Source organism: Nocardia sp. NPDC050435, assembly GCF_040655395.1.
GTDB lineage: Bacteria > Actinomycetota > Actinomycetes > Mycobacteriales > Mycobacteriaceae > Nocardia.
This window is the reverse complement of the sequence record NZ_JBFAJW010000005.1, coordinates 672333-689159: the sequence shown is the minus strand read 5'-3', so window position 1 is coordinate 689159 and position 16827 is coordinate 672333. Positions and strand designations below refer to the sequence as shown.

Here is a 16827-nt window from a genome sequence, read left to right as displayed (position 1 = left end):
GGCCCGCGCTGCCGAGGCAGCGCGGGCCCGAGCTCGGGTTCCGTCAGTGCACCAGTGCCTGCGTGCCCGCGTCGGCGGGCAGTTCCGGCTTGGTCCGCGGCAGGAAGTACGCCGGGATCAGGGCCAGGATCATCAGGATCAGGGCCACCACGAAGGTGTTGCTGAACGACTCGGCGGCCAGGCTCAGCATCTGGGCCTTCTTGGCCGCGAGCTCGGCCGCCGCCTCCGGCGGCAGCGTCGCCGGATCCGGCATCGGCGTGGACGGCTGCTCGGAGGCGCCCGCGGTGGCCAGGCCCCGGTCCTTCATCTGGTTGGTCAGGATCACCGCGATGGTCGCGGTGCCGATCGAACCGGCGGTCTGGTTGATGATGTTCATCAGCGTCGAACCGCGCGCCACCTGCTGGTGGGTCAGCGTCTGGATGGCCGCCGTCATCACCGGCATCATGGTGCAGCCCATGCCCAGACCCATGATGAACAGGCCGCTGCCCAGCATCAGGTAGGAGGTGTCGGCCTCGAGCTGGGTGAAGAACGCCATGCCGACGCTGATCACCGCGATACCGGTGAGCACGATCTTGCCGGGGCCGATCTTGTCGACGAAACGGCCCGCGATCGGCATGGTCAGCATGGCGCCCAACCCCTGCGGCGCCAGCATCAGACCGGCCGAGAGCGAGGTCTCGCCCTGCACCGAGATCAGGTAGGACGGCAGCAGCAGACCTGCGCCGAAGAACGCGGCCGCGAACAGCGTCATCGTCAGCACGGAGAACAGCAGCGACTTGTTGCGGAACAGGTACAGATCGATCAGCGGGTGCTTGGCGCGCAGCGCGTGCAGCACGAAGGCGACCAACAGCGCGGCGCCGATCAGCATCGTGATCCAGACCTTGGGCGCGGTGACCCGGCCCTCGTCCGGAATCGAGGAGACGCCGAACAGGAACAGCGCCAGACCGGGCGAGGCCAGCAGCATGCCGACGAAGTCGAACGACTCCGCGGGCTGCGGCTCGTCCTTGGGCAGCACGACGAACGCGTAGACCAGCGCGATCACGCCGAGCGGGAGGTTGATCAGGAAGATCCACTCCCAGGAGAAGTCATCGATCAGCCAGCCGCCGAGGATCGGACCGCCGATCGGGCCGAGCAGCATGGGAATACCGAGGACCGCCATCACCCGGCCGAGCCGCTGCGGCCCGGCCGCGTGAGTCATGATCGTCATGCCGAGCGGCATCAGCATGCCGCCGCCGAGGCCCTGGACGACGCGCGCGGCGATAAGAGTTTCGATGCTCCAGGCAAAACTGCACAGCACCGAGCCGAGCACGAAGAACGCGAGGGCGGTCATATAGAGGCGTTTGGTGCCGAAACGATCAGCGGCCCAACCGGTCAGCGGGATCACGGTGGCCAGCGCCAGCGTGTAGCCGGTCATCGACCACGCGGTCAGGGCGTAGCTGGAGCCGAAATCCTTCTGGAACTCGGGGATCGCGATCGTGACGACGGTGATGTCGAGGATCGACATGATCGCGCCGAGCACGACGACGCCGGCGATCTTGAAGACGCTGGCGTCGAGCTTGTCGTCGGCCGGGTCTTTGTCGGCCTGGATATCCGGAGGTGATGTCACCGGTTAAGGGTGCCAGCTGGTCCCGGAAATGACCAGACATATACCGGCGTACGGGAGGGTGGCGACGGTCACCCTCCCGCCCCGGGTCACTTCGCCAGCTGCGCCAGTTCGCGCTGGACGACTTCGTCGTGCGCCGCGGCCTCGGCGGCGGCCTTCTTCGGACTCCAGTGCCCGGCCATGACGAACACGAACGGGATGAACAGCACCTGGGCGATCAGGCAGATCCACCACCAGCGGCCCCACTGACCGGGCGAATCATGCTTGGCCTGCTGCACTTCCGGGCCGCGCTCGGCCAGATAGGTCCGATCCGAAGCCGAGATCGTGCTGATGGCCTGCAGCTTCGCACCGGCGTCCTGCAGCTTCGGGCCGACCGTCGCGGCGATGGTCAGCTGATCGCGTGGCACCGCCTGGGTGGCGGTCAGGCGGGCGATCGCGTCGTTCACCGGAATATTGAACTTCTGCGCGACCTGCCCCACCGCGGCGAGCCCGGCGTTGCCGTCGGCCGGGTTGGCGGCCAGCGCCGCCTGGGTGTCGGCCTCGATCGCGTTGAGCGTCTGCAACTCCTGCGGGTACCGCGCGTTCAGGGCCATGGTGGCCTGGATGTCGGCCAGCGAAGCCCCGGTCAGCTTCTGGATCGCGGTCAACTGCGCGGCCTGATCGTTCGGGTTCGCCTGCAGCGCCGCGAGGGTTTCCGGCCCGACGGTCTGGATGGTGGCGAGTTCCGAGGCGTGCTTGGCCTGGATCTCGCCCAGGCGCGGACCGTAATTCACCAGCGGCCCAGCGGCATTCACCACCAGCAGCAGACCGAACAGCACCAGCGTCACCACGCCGCGCAGGGTGCCGCCCCACACCGCGAGCCCGACCGCGGTCGCCGCGGGATTGCGTTCCTCGACCGTTTCGGTGAAGCTCGCCATCCAGGTCGAGTAGGCGATACCGGTGCCGATCGCGATCAGCGCGAAAATGGCGGCCCAGGTGTAATACCCGGTATCCGGCTCGTCGTTGTACTGGATCAGGATGAACATGCCGGTGATCGAGATGAGTGCGCCGACAATCATGAACGGCTTACGCACTTTCAACCAGTCCGAGAGGATGCCGGCCGTCACCAGCGCGACCGCATTGGCGCCCCAATACCAATTGCCCAGCGCGTTCGCCTGCGCCGAGGTGAACCCGAAGTTGGTGGCCATGTAGACCGCGAGGAAGGAGACGATCGTATAGAAGAAAGCCAGGAAAAGGCTGATACCCAACGCCGATCCGACGATATTCAGTTTCAGCATCTGCTTCCACTGATCGCGTTCCAGCTCTTCGACATTCAGGCCGCGGGCGCGCGCTTCGATCAGCGCCTTGTCGCGCAGCGACACCATCACCTGATCGCGCAGCGCGGGGCTGAGCTCGCGCAGACCGACGACCGCGAACACCGAGATCACCAGGCAGATCACGCCGCACAGCCGGTAGTGGTACTGCCAGTCCGGGTGCGCGTCCAGGGTGCGGGTGGAGATTGCGGTGGTGACCAGCGCGCCGATCACCGGGCCCAGGGTCCAGAAGCCCATGGCCGAGGCCCGGCCCAGCTGCGGGGAGAAATCCCGGATCAGCGCCGGGGTCGCCACCAGGACCGCGCCCTCGACGACGCTGACCAGGATGTAGACGATCAGGTACGCCTCTTTGGTGGTGGTGGCGGGCACCGCGAACAGCGTCAGCGCGGACACGATCACCACGCCGTAGGCGACGATGTTGGCCCGCCCCCAGCGATCGAGCACCCCGGCCACGACCGAGGCGACGGCGCCGAACGCGGCGCCGATGATGAAGATCCAGACGAAATAGGCGAAGGACAGGTCGAAATAGGCGATCAGCTCGTTGCCGACCGCGCCGGTGACAAACAATTGGTAATACAGCGCGATCGAGGTGATGACCACGACGGTCAGATACCAGGACCGCGCCGGCGTATCGGGATAACTGGGAAGTTTGCGCTGCCAGAGCCCGGTGAGCAGGGTCGGCGGTGCGGGGATCGACGTCGAACTCATAGTCGAAATGCCTTTCTAACCACGGCATCTCGCGCTGAATCACGGCGATGGCGAACGAGCGGCCGGGTGCAGAAACTGTAGCGACCGATCACTTTCCGCACGCGGTTTTCGGCCACCCCGTCCCGCTCATCGGAATCTGCAATATTCGAAAACGAAAAACGCAGGCCATCATGTCGATGACCTGCGCTTCGGTACTGCGGTCAGGGTTGCAAGGCGATCTTGGCACCGCGGCCCGGGGTTTCGCTGGCGACGGCGGCCTCGGCGGCCTGTTCCAGCGGGTAGGTCGCTTCGACCTCCAGGCGCAGGGCGCCGGTGGCGGCCATGGTGACCAGCTCGGTGATCAACCGGCGCATCTCCTCGCGGCCGGTCTGCTCGGCCCGCTTGGAGCCCCAGAAGCCTTTGATCACCACCTGTTTGAAGATCACCGGGCCGGGGTCGAGGATCAGCGGTTTACCGGCCAGCGCGCCGAAGGAGATCAGTTCGCCGCCCGGAGCGAGCAGCGCCAGCAGATCGTTGGCCGCGCCGCCGCCGACCTGGTCGACCGCGCGCACGATCGGCGCGCCGCCGGTCAGCTCGGCCGCCCGCTGCTGCCAGCCTTCGGACCCGGTGTCCACGACGGCCTCGGCACCCAGCTCACGCAGCGATTGCACCGACTCGGCCCGGCGCACCAGGCTGAGCACGTGCACACCGCGCTGCCGCGCCAGGGTGTTCAGCAACCGGCCGACCGCGCCGTTGGCGGCGTTGATCGCGATCCAGTCGCCCGCCGCGACGTTCAGGTCCTCCAGCAGCATGAGCGTGCTCAGCGGCATGGCCAGCAGCTGCGCGGCGGTCAGGTCCGGCACCGAATCCGGCAGCGGGACCACCTGCGTGGCCTTGGCCAGGAACAGCTCGGCCCACGCCTCGTGGATACCCGAAACGCTCACGCGCTGACCGAGTTCCAGCCCGGTCACACCGGGGCCGAGGGCGTCGATGCGCCCGACGGCCTCGGTGCCCGGGATGGCCGGCAACTCCGGTTTGTACCCGTACACACCACGAATGGTGGCCAGGTCGTGATTGTGGATCGGCGCCAGGATCAGTGCGATCCGCACCTGCCCCTCCCCCGGTTCCGGGGTCGGCCGCTCCCCCGCGGTCAGCACATCCTTCGGTTCGCCGAAGGCCTCGATGACTACCGCGCGCATCGGGTCAGTCCTCCGCGACGGTCACGGTGACGTCGATGTTGCCGCGGGTGGCGTTGGAGTACGGGCACACCTGGTGCGCCTTGTCGGCCAGCGCCTGCGCCTCCTCGCGGGACAGGTTCGGCAGCGTGACCTCGATGACCACGGCCAGCTGGAAGCCGCCCGCGTCGTTCTTGCCCAGGCTCACCTTCGCGCCGACGGCCGAGTCGTCGACGTTCTGGCCGTCGTTCTTGCCCACCAGGCGCAGCGCGCCGTGGAAGCAGGCGGCGTAGCCGGCGGCGAAGAGCTGCTCGGGGTTGGTGCCCTCACCGCTGCCGCCCATCTCCTTGGGCGTGGACAGGTTGACGTCGACCTTGCCGTCGCTGGTGCGGGCGGAGCCGTTGCGGCCGTCGCCGCTGGCCAGGGCTTCGGCGGTGTAGAGGACGTTCATGATGTCTCCCGTTCTGAGGTAAGGGCCTCGGTCATGCGCCGCAGAGTGTCGCGCAGGGCGACGATTTCGTCCATGGACAGGCCGGCGGCTGCGGCCATTTCGTTCGGAATCTCGCGGGCCCGCGCCCGCAGTGCGCGGCCGGGGGCGGTGAGCCGGATCTCGACTCGCCGCTCATCGGCCGTGCTGCGCTCCCGCTCGACCAGCCCGGCGCCCTGCAACCGCTTGAGCAGCGGTGAGAGGGTGCCGGAATCGAGGGACAGCGCGGTGCAGAGTTCACCGACGGAACGACCGTCGCGTTCCCACAGCGCCAGCATCACCAGGTACTGCGGGTAGGTCAGCCCGAGCTGGTCCAGCTTGGACCGGTAGACCGAGGTCATCGCCCGCGACGCCGCATACAGCGGAAAGCACAGCTGCTCGTCGAGGCGAAGGCGATCGGTCACCGTTCAAACGGTAGTCCGCAACTAAGTTGCACACAACCGAATCGCCGGTGGCCTGCGTCACACCACCTCCGCCGCCCCGGGGCACGTCGGTTCCCAGACGTAGTACGGGCGCCCGGCGTGCGCCGGGGCGACGGAGGATCAGCGAATTACGCTGCGCCCCAGCGGGTGGTGAGCTTTTCCTCGGCCGCGGCGGTCAGCGCGCCGAACAGGCGCAGGCGGGCCAGGCCGCCGTCGGGGTAGATGTCGAGCCGCACATGGGTGGCGGGGCGCTCGTTGTCCAGCCGGAACCGGTGCGGGGTGTCGGGCTGCAGCGCGGTACGCGGCAGCAGCTCGAACCAGGCCGCGTCGTCGGCCGCGGGCAGCGGCGCGCCCTCGGGCAGGTCGACGCCGAGCAGCCGCGCCGCGCCGGGCGCGTTGAACAGCAGGTTGGTGGTGTCGAGTTCGAGCACCTGCGGCACGCCCTGGGCGGCCAGACTGAAAGTGGCCCAGTCGTTTCCGCTGTCGCGGCGGCGCTTGGTCTCCCAGCCCTCGGCCTGGTTGCGGGCCAGCCCGGGGCTGATCATGTTGTCCGGCGCGGAGTAGAACATGTCCGAGCAGCCCAGCGAGCGCGCGCCGTTGGCGAGCGCGGCCAGGTCCACGGTCAGGCCGGTGAGCAGGGCGGGATCGGGCACCACTTCGCCGTGCACGCGCAGCCGGGCCACGCCGCCGTCGGGGTAGATGGTGAGCCGCACGTGGGTGAACACGCCCTCGTCGGCGACCGGGAACTCGTGCACGGCGTCGCCGGTCAACGGGCTGCGCGGCAGGATCTCGGTCCACTCGGCCTGCTCCAGCTCGGCCACCGAGGGGTAACCCGCGACGCGGGTGGCCTCGACCGAGGCGAAGGGCGGGTAGTTGCCCTTGAACCAGGCGGTGTCGATGACGATGCCGCGCACGATGCCGGGCATGCCCAGGCGCACGATCGCCCAGTCGTCGCCGGGGCCGCGGTGCCGGCGGGTCTCCCAGCCGTCGTATTCCTGCCCCTTGGGCCCGAAGGTCTCCGGCGAGAACTTCGGCGCCCACGGGTTGATGAGGTTCTCGCGCTCCTCGAAGGACTCGTCGCTGGCGGCGATCACGCTGCCGAGATTGCTGCGCAGCGCCAGGTCGGGTAGCGCGGTGAAGTCTGACATATCTTCTCCCTCAACTCTTCTCGATGAAGCGGCCCGCCGTGGACTCGCTCTCGACGGCGACGCCGCGCAGCCAGGTGGTGCGCACGACGCCCGAGAGCTCACGCCCGGCGTAGGCCGTGATCTTGTTCTTGTGCTGCAACGCCGCCGGTTCGACGGTGAACGGCGCGTCCGGATCGAAGGCCACCAGATCGGCGTCGACGCCGACCGCGAGGCGGCCCTTGTGGTCCAGACCGACCAGCTCGGCGGGCGCGACGGCCATCCAGCGGATCACGTCGGTGAGGCCGAAGCCCCGGGCGCGCGCGGCGGTCCAGACCGCGGGCAGGCCGATCTGCAGCGAGGAGACCCCGCCCCAGGCACTGGCGAAATCCCCCTCCTTCATGGCGGGCGGGCACGGCGAGTGGTCGGAGACCACGCACGTCAGCACCCCATCGGCCAGGCCCTGCCACAGCGCGTCCTGGTTGGCGGAATCCCGGATGGGCGGACAGCATTTGAACGCCGTCGTGTGCGCCTCGGCCGCGGCCAGCGTCAGGTAGTGCGGGCAGGTCTCGGCGGTGATCCGGACGCCGCGCGCCTGCGCGGCCGCCAGCGGTTCCAGGCAGCCCGCCGCCGAGACGTGCAGGATGTGGGTGCGCGCGCCGGTTTTCTCCGCCAGCTCGATGACGGCCTGCACCGCCGCGACTTCCGCTGCCCCGGGCCGTGATTCCAGGAAAGCGTCGTAGGACCCGTCGGCGGGCTCTTCCAGCCTACCCGGATCCTCGGCGTGCACGATCAACAGCCCGTCGAAGGCGGCGAGTTCGCCCATCACCTCCTCGATCTCGGTGAGCGACAGCGGCGGGAACTCGTCCACGCCCGAGGGCGAGAGGAAGCACTTGAACCCGAACACGCCCGATTCGTGCAGCGGGCGTAGCGATTTCAGGTTCCCCGGGATGGCACCGCCCCAGAAACCCACGTCCACCCGGCATTGCCCGGTGGCCGCCGTGCGCTTCTCCCGCAGCGCGGGCACGTCGACCGTGGGCGGCAGCGAGTTCAGCGGCATGTCGATGATCGTCGTGACACCGCCCGCCGCAGCGGCTTTCGTCGCCGAGGTGAAACCCTCCCAGTCGGTGCGGCCGGGTTCGTTGACGTGCACGTGCGAGTCGACCAGGCCCGGCAGCAGCACCAGATCACCCAGATCGGTGCTCGTGGCTGCCGCCAATTCCGCCTCGTACGCGGCGATCTCCGCGATGCGCCCGTCCCGCACGGCGATCGCCGCGGGACGGATCCCCTCCGGCAGCACCGCGCGCCGAGACCGGATCACCAAGTCGTACATGCTCACTCCTTGCCCGTCATGGAACCCACCGCGGCGCCGATCAGTCCCGCGGTGGCGCCCACCACACCCGCGACGATGCCCACCTCGGTGGCGATGCCCAGCGCGCCCGCGGTCGCGCCGACCGAGCCGGCGGTGGCGCCGACCAGTGCCGAGGCGACACCCACGGTCTTGCCGGCCACCGCTGGAAAGGCGCGCCGGGCGGGGACGGCCTGCCTATCCATGGCCACCCGCCACCTTGCGCAATTCGGTTTCGGCCAGCCACTTTCCGGCCACCGCGCCGGCCAGCCGCTCCAGCATCGGCCCGGCGAAGGCCATGCAGCGGGTGCGGTCGGACTCGAGATCGGTCAGGGCGTAGGCCTGTTCGATGTCGATCCGGCGCAGCTGCTCGTCGCTGATCTCGCGGTGCCCGGCGACCGCGACCACCGGGACACCGGCGGTCTTCGCGATCCGGGCCACCCCGACCGGCGCCTTGCCGTGCAGGGTCTGCTGATCCAGCGCGCCCTCGCCGGTGATCACCAGGCGCGCGCCGTCGACCTGCGCGGCGAAACCGAGCTGGTCCAGGATCATGTCGATGCCCGGGCGGGCCTGTGCGCCGAGGAACGCCATCGCCGCGTAGCCGACGCCGCCGGCCGCCCCGGCGCCCGGCCGCTCGGCCACATCGACGCCGAGATCGCGCTTGACGATCATGGCCAGCCGCGCGAGCCCGCGCTCCAGATCCTCGACGTCGGTCTGCCGCGCGCCCTTCTGCCGGGCGTAGACATTGGCCGCGCCCCGCGTGCCGAGCAGCGGGTTGTCGACGTCGGAGGCCACCGTCACCAGCGGCACCCGCACCATCTCGCTGGCGTCGATGCGGGCCAGCCGCCGCAGCGCCGCCCCGCCCGGCGGCAACTGGTCGCCGCGCTCGTCGAGGAATTTCACGCCGAGCGCCGACATCATGCCCGCGCCGCCGTCGGTGCAGGCGCTGCCGCCCAGTCCGAGCAGGATCCGCCGGGCGCCGCGCTGGGCGGCGGCCCGGATCAGCTCGCCGGTGCCGGTGCTGGCGACGGTCCGCGAGGTCGACGAGGTCGGCGGGTGCGGCATCTTGCGCACGCCCGACGCCTCGGCGAGTTCGATCACGGCGGTCTGGTCGCGCATCGCGAACGACGCGACCACCTGATCGCCGATCGGCCCGGTCACGCTGGTGCGGAAGCGGGCGAACCCCGACGCCACCACGGCGTCGACGGTGCCGTCGCCCCCGTCGGCGACCGGAACGGTCACCACGGGGACATCCGGGCGCACCCGGCGCAGGCCGGCGGCCACGTGCTCGGCCACCTCGGGAGCGGTCAGCGAGCCCTTGAACTTGTCGGGCGCGATGACCACATACCCCTCCCGCCACCGGGGGCGCGGTGCACGCCGGGGGCTGATCACCTGCCGCCTCCGACGGTTTCGGGCTCGGGCAGCGCGGCGATGGCGGTGGGCGCGTCGTCCAGCGACTCGGCCAGCTCCTCGAACTCCATGATGTTGTCGATCTCGAGGCCCATGGACACGTTGGTGACGCGCTCCAGGATGACCTCCACGACCACCGGCACCTTGTGCTCGGCCATCAGGCCCTTGGCCTGCTCCAGCGCGGAACCCAGCTTGTCCGGCTCGGTGACCCGGATCGCCTTGCAGCCCAGGCCCTCCACCACCTTCACGTGGTCCACGCCGTAGCCGGCGACCTCGGGGCTGTTGATGTTGTCGAAGTCGAGCTGGACGTAGTAGTCCATGGAGAAGTTGCGCTGTGCCTGCCGGATCAACCCCAGGTAGGAGTTGTTCACCACGACGTGGATGTAGGGGATGCCGAACTGCGCGCCGACCGCCAATTCCTCGATCAGGAACTGGAAGTCGTAGTCGCCGGAGAGCGCGACCACGGTCGCGTCCTTGTCGGCGGTGGCGACGCCGAGCGCGGCGGGCAGGGTCCAGCCCAGCGGTCCGGCCTGGCCGGCGTTGATCCAGTGCCGCGGGTGGTAGACGTGCAGCAGCTGCGCCGCCTGGATCTGAGACAGGCCGATGGTGCTGACGTAGCGGATCTCGGGTCCGAACGCCTTGTTCATCTCCTCGTAGACGCGCTGCGGCTTGATCGGCACCGAATCGAAGTGCGTCTTGCGCAGCCCCTCGTTCTTGCGGTGCTTGCACTGCTTGGCCCAGTCGGCGCGGCTGGGCAGGGTCTCGGCGGCCTTGCGCTCACGCGCGACCTCGAGGAACACCCGCAGCGCGGCGCCGGCATCGGAGGTGATGCCGAAGTCGGGTGCGAAGACCCGGCCGATCTGCGTCGGCTCGATGTCGACGTGCACGAAAGTGCGGCCCTTGGTGTAGGTTTCGACGCCGCCGGTGTGCCGGTTGGCCCACCGGTTGCCGATGCCGAGCACGAAATCGGACTCGAGCATGGTGGCGTTGCCGTACCGGTGCGAGGTCTGCAGGCCGACCATGCCCGCGTGCAGCGGGTGGTCGTCGGCGATCGTTCCCCAGCCCATCAGGGTCGGGACCACCGGGATGCCGGTCAGTTCGGCGAACTCCACGAGCAGTTCGGCCGCGTCGGCGTTCACGATGCCGCCGCCGGCGACGATCAGCGGACGTTCCGCGGCGGCCAGCATGTCCAGGACCTTCTCGGCCTGGGCCCGCGAGGCGGCGGGCTTGTGCACCTGCAGCGGCTCGTAGGTGTCGATGTCGAACTCGATCTCGGCGAGCTGCACGTCGATCGGCAGGTCGATCAGCACCGGCCCCGGGCGACCCTCGCGCATGAGGTGGAACGCCTTCTGGAAGGTGCCGGGCACCTGCGCGGGCTCGAGCACGGTGACGGCCCACTTGCTGACCGGCTTGGCGATCGAGGCGATGTCGACCGCCTGGAAGTCCTCCTTGTGCAGCTTGGACACCGGCGCCTGGCCGGTGATGCACAGGATCGGAATGGAATCCGCACTGGCGGAGTACAACCCGGTGATCATGTCGGTGCCGGCCGGGCCGGAGGTGCCGATGCAGATGCCGATGTTGCCGGCCTCGGCGCGGGTGTAGCCCTCGGCCATGTGCGAGGCCGCCTCGACGTGGCGGGCCAGCACGTGCTTGAGCCCGCCGTGCGCGCGCATGGCGCTGTAGAACGGGTTGATCGCGGCGCCGGGCAGGCCGAAAGCCTGTGTCGCGCCTTCTTTTTCGAGGATCAGGACCGCCGCGTCGACGGTGCGCATTCGCGCCATATCAGTTCTCCCTGGGGTTGGTCGCCGCGTACCGGCGGTCGGGCGCGTACGGCCCGTCGATGCGCACCCAGCCCGCCGGGATCCGCACCGCGCACTGCGCGTGCTGGATCACCGGCTGAGCCTGTGTTGCTTGGGTTTTCACGCGTTGTCCCGCTTCGACAACGCCTCGGCGACCAGCAGCAGACCGGAGTGATCCAGGTTGCCGTAGCCCATGGCGCGCGCGGCGGCGATGAGCTGCGCGGTCAGCGCGCCCATCGGGATGGCGACCTCGGCCTCGCGCGCGGCGGCCAGGATGATGCCCATGTCCTTGTGGTGCAGGTCGATCCGGAAACCGGGGACGAACGAGCGCTCCAGCATGGTCTTGCGCTTGAGCTCGAGGATCTTGGAGCCCGCCAGGCCGCCGGCCAGCACGTCCAGGCCCTTGGCCGCGTCCGCGCCCAGGTTCTCCATCAGCAGGATGGCCTCGGCCACCAGGGCGTAGGTGCCGCCCACGACCAGCTGGTTGGCCGCCTTGACGACCTGACCGGCGCCGTTCGGGCCGACCAGCTCGAAGGTCTTGCCGACCGCCTCGAAGATCGGCTTGGCCGCTTCGAAGTCGGCTTCGGCGCCGCCGACCATGATGGACAGCGCCGCGTTCTTCGCGCCCGGCTCACCGCCGGAGACCGGCGCGTCCAGCACGCGCAGGCCCTTCTTCGCGCCCTCGGTGGCGGTCCACTTGGAGGTCTTGGGGGTGATGGTGGAGAAGTCGATGTAGAGGGTGCCCTCGGCGGCGTGCTCGAGCACGTCGGCGAACACGGACTCCACGTGCTCGTCCTGCGGGAGCATCGTGATCACGATGTCCTTGTCCCGCACGGCTTCCGCCGCGCCGGAGGCGATGTTGCCGCCCGCGGCCTTCAGCTTGTCCAGGGCGGCGGAGCTGTGGTCGTAGCCGGTGACCTCGTGGCCCGCGGCGACCAGGTGGCCCGCCATCGGGCCGCCCATGATGCCCAGTCCGACGAATCCGATTTTGCTCATTTGATCCAGCTCCAATCCAGGTCTGCGTCTTTGTATTCCAGGCCGATACGGCCCTGGTAGCCCGCCTTGTCGAGGCTCGCGAAGAGCGCGTCGAAGTCGAGGTCGCCGGTGCCGGGGCGGCCGCGGCCGGGGTTGTCGGCGATCTGCACGTGGCCGAGGCGATCGGCGTAGGTGGCGATCACCTGGTGCAGGTCCTCCCCCATCCGGGACAGGTGGTAGAGGTCGCACAGGAACTTCACGTTCGGCTCGCCCACGGCGTCGATGACGCGCACCGCGTGCTCGGCCGAGACGATCGGGTAGTCCGGGGACTCCGGCGCGTTCAGCGCCTCCAGCAGCACCACCGCGTCGATGCGCGCGGCGGCCTGGGCGGCCAGGCGCAGGTTCTCCAGCGCCAGCTCGTCCTGCTTGGCCGGGTCCTCGCCCTCGACCCGGTTGCCGTAGAGCGCGTTGAGCGCCTTGCAGCCGGTCCGCTCGGCGATGCCGACGGCGACCTCGATGTTGTCGCGGAAGGTGGTGACCGCGCTGGGCACCGAGACCAGGCCGCGCCCGGCCGGGATCAGGTCGATGAAGTTCAGCCCGACCAATTGCACACCGGCGTCGGCGAGCGCGGCGACGAACGCGTCGATCTCCTTGTCGCCCGGCGTCGGATCGGTGCCGAAGGGCCACCAGAATTCGACGGCGTCGAAACCGGCGGCCTTGGCCGCGGCCGGACGCTCCAGCAATGGCAGATCAGTGAAAAGAATCGAGCAGTTGACGTCGAACTTCGGCATTCTCAGGCTCCTTTCTTGTATTTCTTCCAGCTGCCGATCTCGGTGATATCGATCAGCTCCGGGTAGGAGGTCGGCGGCTTGCGCATCACCATGGACAGCACCGAGCGGTTGTCCTGCAGCTCGATCACGCCGAGCTCCAGCTCCGGCGGCTCGGCCGGCAGCAGCTTCTCCCGCAGCACCTCCAGCGAGATGTCGAACAGCTCGCCCGAGATCGGCGCGCCGCCGTCGGCCACCGGCGCGAGACCGGGGAAACGGTCGCCCACCGAATAGAAGCGGTAGCGCGCGGCGGTTTCCGCTTCGCCGGCGAACGGGGCGCCACCGAGCAGGTAATTCAGAGGTCCTCCGCGCATGGCGGAGCCGTTCAGGAAAATCAAAGGCATAGCGATTGTCTTTCTAGTGACGGATATCGTCGTCGAACCGGTCGCCGAGTTCGTCGAGCCGGTCCTCGGCCGCGCCGAACACCGACGCGCCTTTCTTCTTGCCGGCCCGGATCTCGTTGAACGCCACGTTCAACACGATCGCCACCACGGCCGTCGCACTGATCCCGGACTCCAGGACCACCGCGATCGACTTCGGGAAGGCGTGCCAGAAGTCCGGCGCCGCAATGGGAATCAGGCCCACGGCCACGCCGACCGCGACGATGACCATGTTCAGGTTGTCCTCGTAGTCCACCCGCGAGAGGGTGCGGATGCCGCTGGCCGCCACCGTGCCGAAGAGCACGATCGCCGCGCCGCCGAGGACCGGATACGGAATCCCGGCGACCACCGCGCCGACCACGGGCAGCAGCCCGAGCAGCGCGAGGATGACACCGCCGACCGCGACCACGTAGCGGCTCTTGATTCCGGTCAGCGCGACCAGGCCCACGTTCTGTGCGAAGGCGCTGCACGGGAACGAACCCACCAGCGGCGCCGCCGCGCTCGAGACCATGTCCGCGCGCAGGCCGTTGGCCAGCCGCTTCTTGTCGACCTCGGTCGGCAGGATCTCGCCGATGGCGAGAATGTCGGCGGTGGCCTCGGTCATGATCACGAACATCACGATCGTCATGGCGACGATCGCGCCCACTTCGAAGGTGGGCGAACCGAAATGCAGGATCGAGGGCAGCGCGACCAGCTTGGCCTCGCCGACTCCGGAGAAGTCGGCCTTGCCGGTGACCACGGCGACCAGCGTGCCGACGATCAGGCCGATCAGGATGGACAGCCGCGAGATCGCGCCCTGGAACACCCGGCTGATCACCAGGATGATGACCAGCGTCATGCCGGCGTAGCCGATGTTGGTCATCGACCCGTAGTCGCCGGCCTTCGCGTCGCCGCCCATTGCCCACCGGAACGCCACCGGCATCAGCGACAGCCCGATCACCGTGATGATCGTGCCGGTCACCACGGCTGGGAACAGTCGCACCAGGTGCGCGAAGAACGACGAGGCGATCAGGCCGATGATGCCCGCGACGATGATCGCGCCGAACACCGGCCGCAGCCCGCCCTCGGTCGCGATGGACACCATCGTCGAGACACTGACGAACGAGATGCCCTGCACGATGGGCAATCTGGAGCCGAACGGCCCCAGGCCCAGCGTCTGCAGCATGGTGGCCAGGCCCGAGACGAACAGTCCGGCGGTCACCAGCAGCGCCATGTCGGAGGCGGACAGTCCCGCGGCTCCGCCGATGATCAGCGGCGGCGCGATGACACCGCCGTACATCGTCAGGATGTGCTGCAGCCCGTAGGCGATCAGTTGCAGCGGTGGATATTTCGTGTCTTCCGGCCGGACCGTCTCGGTTGAAGCGAGCCCCGGGGACTTGCTACGGCGGTTGAACATGGGCGTCGCCTCTCCGCGATCAGCAAAAACCGGGCACGCCGTGCCAGGCGGAGCCGGCATCGGTGGCGTCGTCACGGACTACGGAGGCCTCGATCAGGCCGTAGGGCCGATCGGCGGCGATGAACACCTCGTTGTTGTTCTCCAGGGCGAAGGGGCTCAGGTCCACCAGGAAGTGGTGCTTGTTCGGCGCGGAGAACTTGATCTCGGCGACCTCGCGGTGCTGCTCGAGCACGGCGCGGCCCATGCTGTAGAGGGTCTGCTGCAGCGCGTAGGAGTGCACGGCGGCGAACTGGCGCAGCAGGATCGAGCGGATCGAGTCGTAGGACTTGTCGAAGTCCGGCACGTCGGCGGAGTCGTAGCGCCACTTGGCGACCAGCGAGGTGGCCATGATCCGGTCGTTGGTCGGCTGCAGGGTCGTGTACTTGTCCTTGAAGTACCCGTGGAACTCCGAGCCGGTGGTCTTGAGCAGCACCAGGTCCTTGATGCCGGAGATCACGTGGGCGCGGCGGTCCGGACCGGTGCCGTCGACGTTCACGATGGTGGTGCGCACGCCGGCGCCGCTCTTGACGAAGGAGTGATCGTGGCCGAGGCCGTCGACCGGGATGCGGTCCCAGGCGTACTCGTCGATCTCCACGCGGGCGCCGTCGGCGCCGGGGCAGCGGGCGATGAAGTGGTCGGCCAGGGTCAGGCCGTAGTTCTCGATCGCGCCGATCTCCTTCTCCTTGGCGAAGGCGAAGGCGGTGTTCTTCTGGGTGTCGGTGGGGAGCACGTCCTTCTGATCACCGGTGATGTGCGCGTCCTCGAAGCGGCCGCGCAGCGCCGAGGAGACGTTCAGATCGCGGATCTGGTGGCGCGCGGTGTCGCGGTAGACGCGGACGACACGGCTCTCGGCCTTGCCGTACTGGTTGGTTCCAAGCTGGATGGCCATGGGTGAGGATCAGCTCCCTCGGTAGGTGGAGTAGGCGAACGGGCTCAGCAGAAGGGGAATGTGGAAGTGGCTTCCCGCCGGGCCACCGGGGGTGAAGGTGATGATCGCTTCGGGGAAGAAGCAGTCCTGCCCGGTGGCGGCGGCGTAGCTGGCGACGTCGAAAACCAGTCGGTAGGAACCGGTTTCGAGTTCGTCGGGGCCGAACTCGCCGACCCGGCCGTCGGCGTTGGTGACCGCCTGGGCCAGCAGCACCGGCTGCCCGTCCTTGACGTGCTCCAGCCGGACCGGCACACCGGCGCCGGGCTTTCCGAGGGCCGTGTCGAGCACGTGCGTGGTAATCGCACTCATGCCGTGGCCACCTCCATCTCATCGATTGCCTTGCGCAGCCGCAGGATCGCGATCTTGCGCAGTTCCTCCGCGACGACGGCCGCTTCGGTCTCGTCGTCGTTGCCGAGGCGCTCGTGCAGGGCGGCCAGGATCTGCTCGCCGGACAGGCCGGTGGCGCAGATCAGGAAGACCCGGCCGAAGCGCTGCTCGTAGGCCTGGTTGCCGGACATCAGGGCGGCCGCGGTGGCCAGGTCCTGGCTGACGCCGGACTGTTCGCCGCGGGACCATTTCGCGTCGACGCTGCTGCCGTTCGCCCGTTCGCCGATGCGCGGGTGCGCGGCGAGGGCGCGGTCGACGTCGGCACGGGTGAAGCTGCGGGCGGCGGCGTCGGCCACCTCCAGCAGGAGTTCCAGATCGGCGTACGGCCGGCCCGCCAAGACGGCGTCGGCCCAAGCCGGAACGTCGCAGCAAGCCAGCAGAACCGGCCGGAGTTGTGCACTCGCAGTCGAATTGAACGCTGCGGAAGTTCCCATTGCCTGGCCTTTCTCGTGTAGCGGAGGTCACATCCGCTTACTCCGAGAAGAGTGGCACAGGTCTCAGTTGAAAATCAACAGTTTGTTGAATTTTGG

18 protein-coding genes are annotated in these 16827 nt (G+C 68.8%); all 18 read right to left on the bottom strand.

Annotated elements, in window-relative coordinates:
- Window positions 1-43: 43 nt before the first annotated feature.
- Window positions 44-1603, bottom strand: coding sequence for a DHA2 family efflux MFS transporter permease subunit (locus tag AB0I43_RS19260; protein WP_356979639.1), 1560 nt, complete (start codon window positions 1601-1603; stop codon window positions 44-46).
- Between the two features lie 86 nt (window positions 1604-1689).
- Window positions 1690-3621, bottom strand: coding sequence for an MFS transporter (locus AB0I43_RS19255; RefSeq protein ID WP_356979641.1), 1932 nt, complete (start codon window positions 3619-3621; stop codon window positions 1690-1692).
- Window positions 3622-3821: 200 nt separating this feature from the next.
- Window positions 3822-4799, bottom strand: coding sequence for a zinc-binding dehydrogenase (locus tag AB0I43_RS19250; protein ID WP_356979642.1), 978 nt, complete (start codon window positions 4797-4799; stop codon window positions 3822-3824).
- Window positions 4800-4803: 4 nt separating this feature from the next.
- The gene (locus AB0I43_RS19245; protein ID WP_356979643.1) at window positions 4804-5226 is read right to left on the bottom strand and encodes an organic hydroperoxide resistance protein; all 423 of its coding nucleotides are present in this window, start codon (window positions 5224-5226) and stop codon (window positions 4804-4806) included.
- Window positions 5223-5666, bottom strand: a complete 444-nt coding sequence (locus AB0I43_RS19240) for a MarR family transcriptional regulator (protein WP_356979644.1) — start codon at window positions 5664-5666, stop codon at window positions 5223-5225. Before AB0I43_RS19240 ends, AB0I43_RS19245 begins: the two co-directional genes overlap by 4 nt.
- A gap of 146 nt (window positions 5667-5812) precedes the next feature.
- Window positions 5813-6832 carry an allantoicase gene (gene alc / locus AB0I43_RS19235; protein WP_356979645.1) on the bottom strand — a complete coding sequence of 340 codons (1020 nt, stop codon included), beginning with the start codon at window positions 6830-6832 and terminating at the stop codon, window positions 5813-5815.
- A gap of 10 nt (window positions 6833-6842) precedes the next feature.
- A complete protein-coding gene (allB, locus tag AB0I43_RS19230) occupies window positions 6843-8141 on the bottom strand; it encodes an allantoinase AllB (protein ID WP_356979647.1) in 1299 nt (432 codons plus the stop codon).
- A gap of 2 nt (window positions 8142-8143) precedes the next feature.
- Entirely contained in the window at window positions 8144-8362 is a 219-nt protein-coding gene (locus tag AB0I43_RS19225) for a hypothetical protein (protein ID WP_356979648.1), read from the bottom strand.
- Entirely contained in the window at window positions 8355-9500 is a 1146-nt protein-coding gene (locus tag AB0I43_RS19220) for a glycerate kinase (protein WP_356979649.1), read from the bottom strand. Before AB0I43_RS19220 ends, AB0I43_RS19225 begins: the two co-directional genes overlap by 8 nt.
- A 44-nt stretch (window positions 9501-9544) precedes the next feature.
- On the bottom strand, window positions 9545-11347 hold the full coding sequence (gene gcl / locus AB0I43_RS19215; protein ID WP_356979651.1) for a glyoxylate carboligase: 1803 nt from the start codon (window positions 11345-11347) through the stop codon (window positions 9545-9547).
- Between the two features lies 1 nt (window position 11348).
- Window positions 11349-11489: a hypothetical protein gene (locus AB0I43_RS19210; protein ID WP_356979653.1), complete on the bottom strand. Its 141-nt coding sequence runs from the start codon at window positions 11487-11489 to the stop codon at window positions 11349-11351.
- Window positions 11486-12361 (bottom strand): NAD(P)-dependent oxidoreductase, encoded by an 876-nt coding sequence (locus tag AB0I43_RS19205; protein WP_356979655.1) that lies wholly within the window; start codon window positions 12359-12361, stop codon window positions 11486-11488. The genes AB0I43_RS19210 and AB0I43_RS19205 overlap by 4 nt, the downstream gene beginning before the upstream one ends.
- Window positions 12358-13131: a TIM barrel protein gene (locus tag AB0I43_RS19200; RefSeq protein ID WP_356979657.1), complete on the bottom strand. Its 774-nt coding sequence runs from the start codon at window positions 13129-13131 to the stop codon at window positions 12358-12360. The genes AB0I43_RS19205 and AB0I43_RS19200 overlap by 4 nt, the downstream gene beginning before the upstream one ends.
- A 2-nt stretch (window positions 13132-13133) precedes the next feature.
- A complete protein-coding gene (locus AB0I43_RS19195) occupies window positions 13134-13511 on the bottom strand; it encodes a gamma-glutamylcyclotransferase (RefSeq protein WP_357432469.1) in 378 nt (125 codons plus the stop codon).
- Between the two features lie 13 nt (window positions 13512-13524).
- Window positions 13525-14943, bottom strand: coding sequence for a nucleobase:cation symporter-2 family protein (locus AB0I43_RS19190; protein WP_356979661.1), 1419 nt, complete (start codon window positions 14941-14943; stop codon window positions 13525-13527).
- A 19-nt stretch (window positions 14944-14962) separates the two neighbouring features.
- The gene (gene pucL / locus AB0I43_RS19185) at window positions 14963-15871 is read right to left on the bottom strand and encodes a factor-independent urate hydroxylase (protein WP_356979662.1); all 909 of its coding nucleotides are present in this window, start codon (window positions 15869-15871) and stop codon (window positions 14963-14965) included.
- 9 nt (window positions 15872-15880) lie between these two features.
- Entirely contained in the window at window positions 15881-16219 is a 339-nt protein-coding gene (gene uraH / locus AB0I43_RS19180) for a hydroxyisourate hydrolase (RefSeq protein WP_356979663.1), read from the bottom strand.
- Window positions 16216-16731 carry a 2-oxo-4-hydroxy-4-carboxy-5-ureidoimidazoline decarboxylase gene (gene uraD, locus AB0I43_RS19175; protein ID WP_356979664.1) on the bottom strand — a complete coding sequence of 172 codons (516 nt, stop codon included), beginning with the start codon at window positions 16729-16731 and terminating at the stop codon, window positions 16216-16218. Before uraD ends, uraH begins: the two co-directional genes overlap by 4 nt.
- Window positions 16732-16827: the final 96 nt, after the last annotated feature.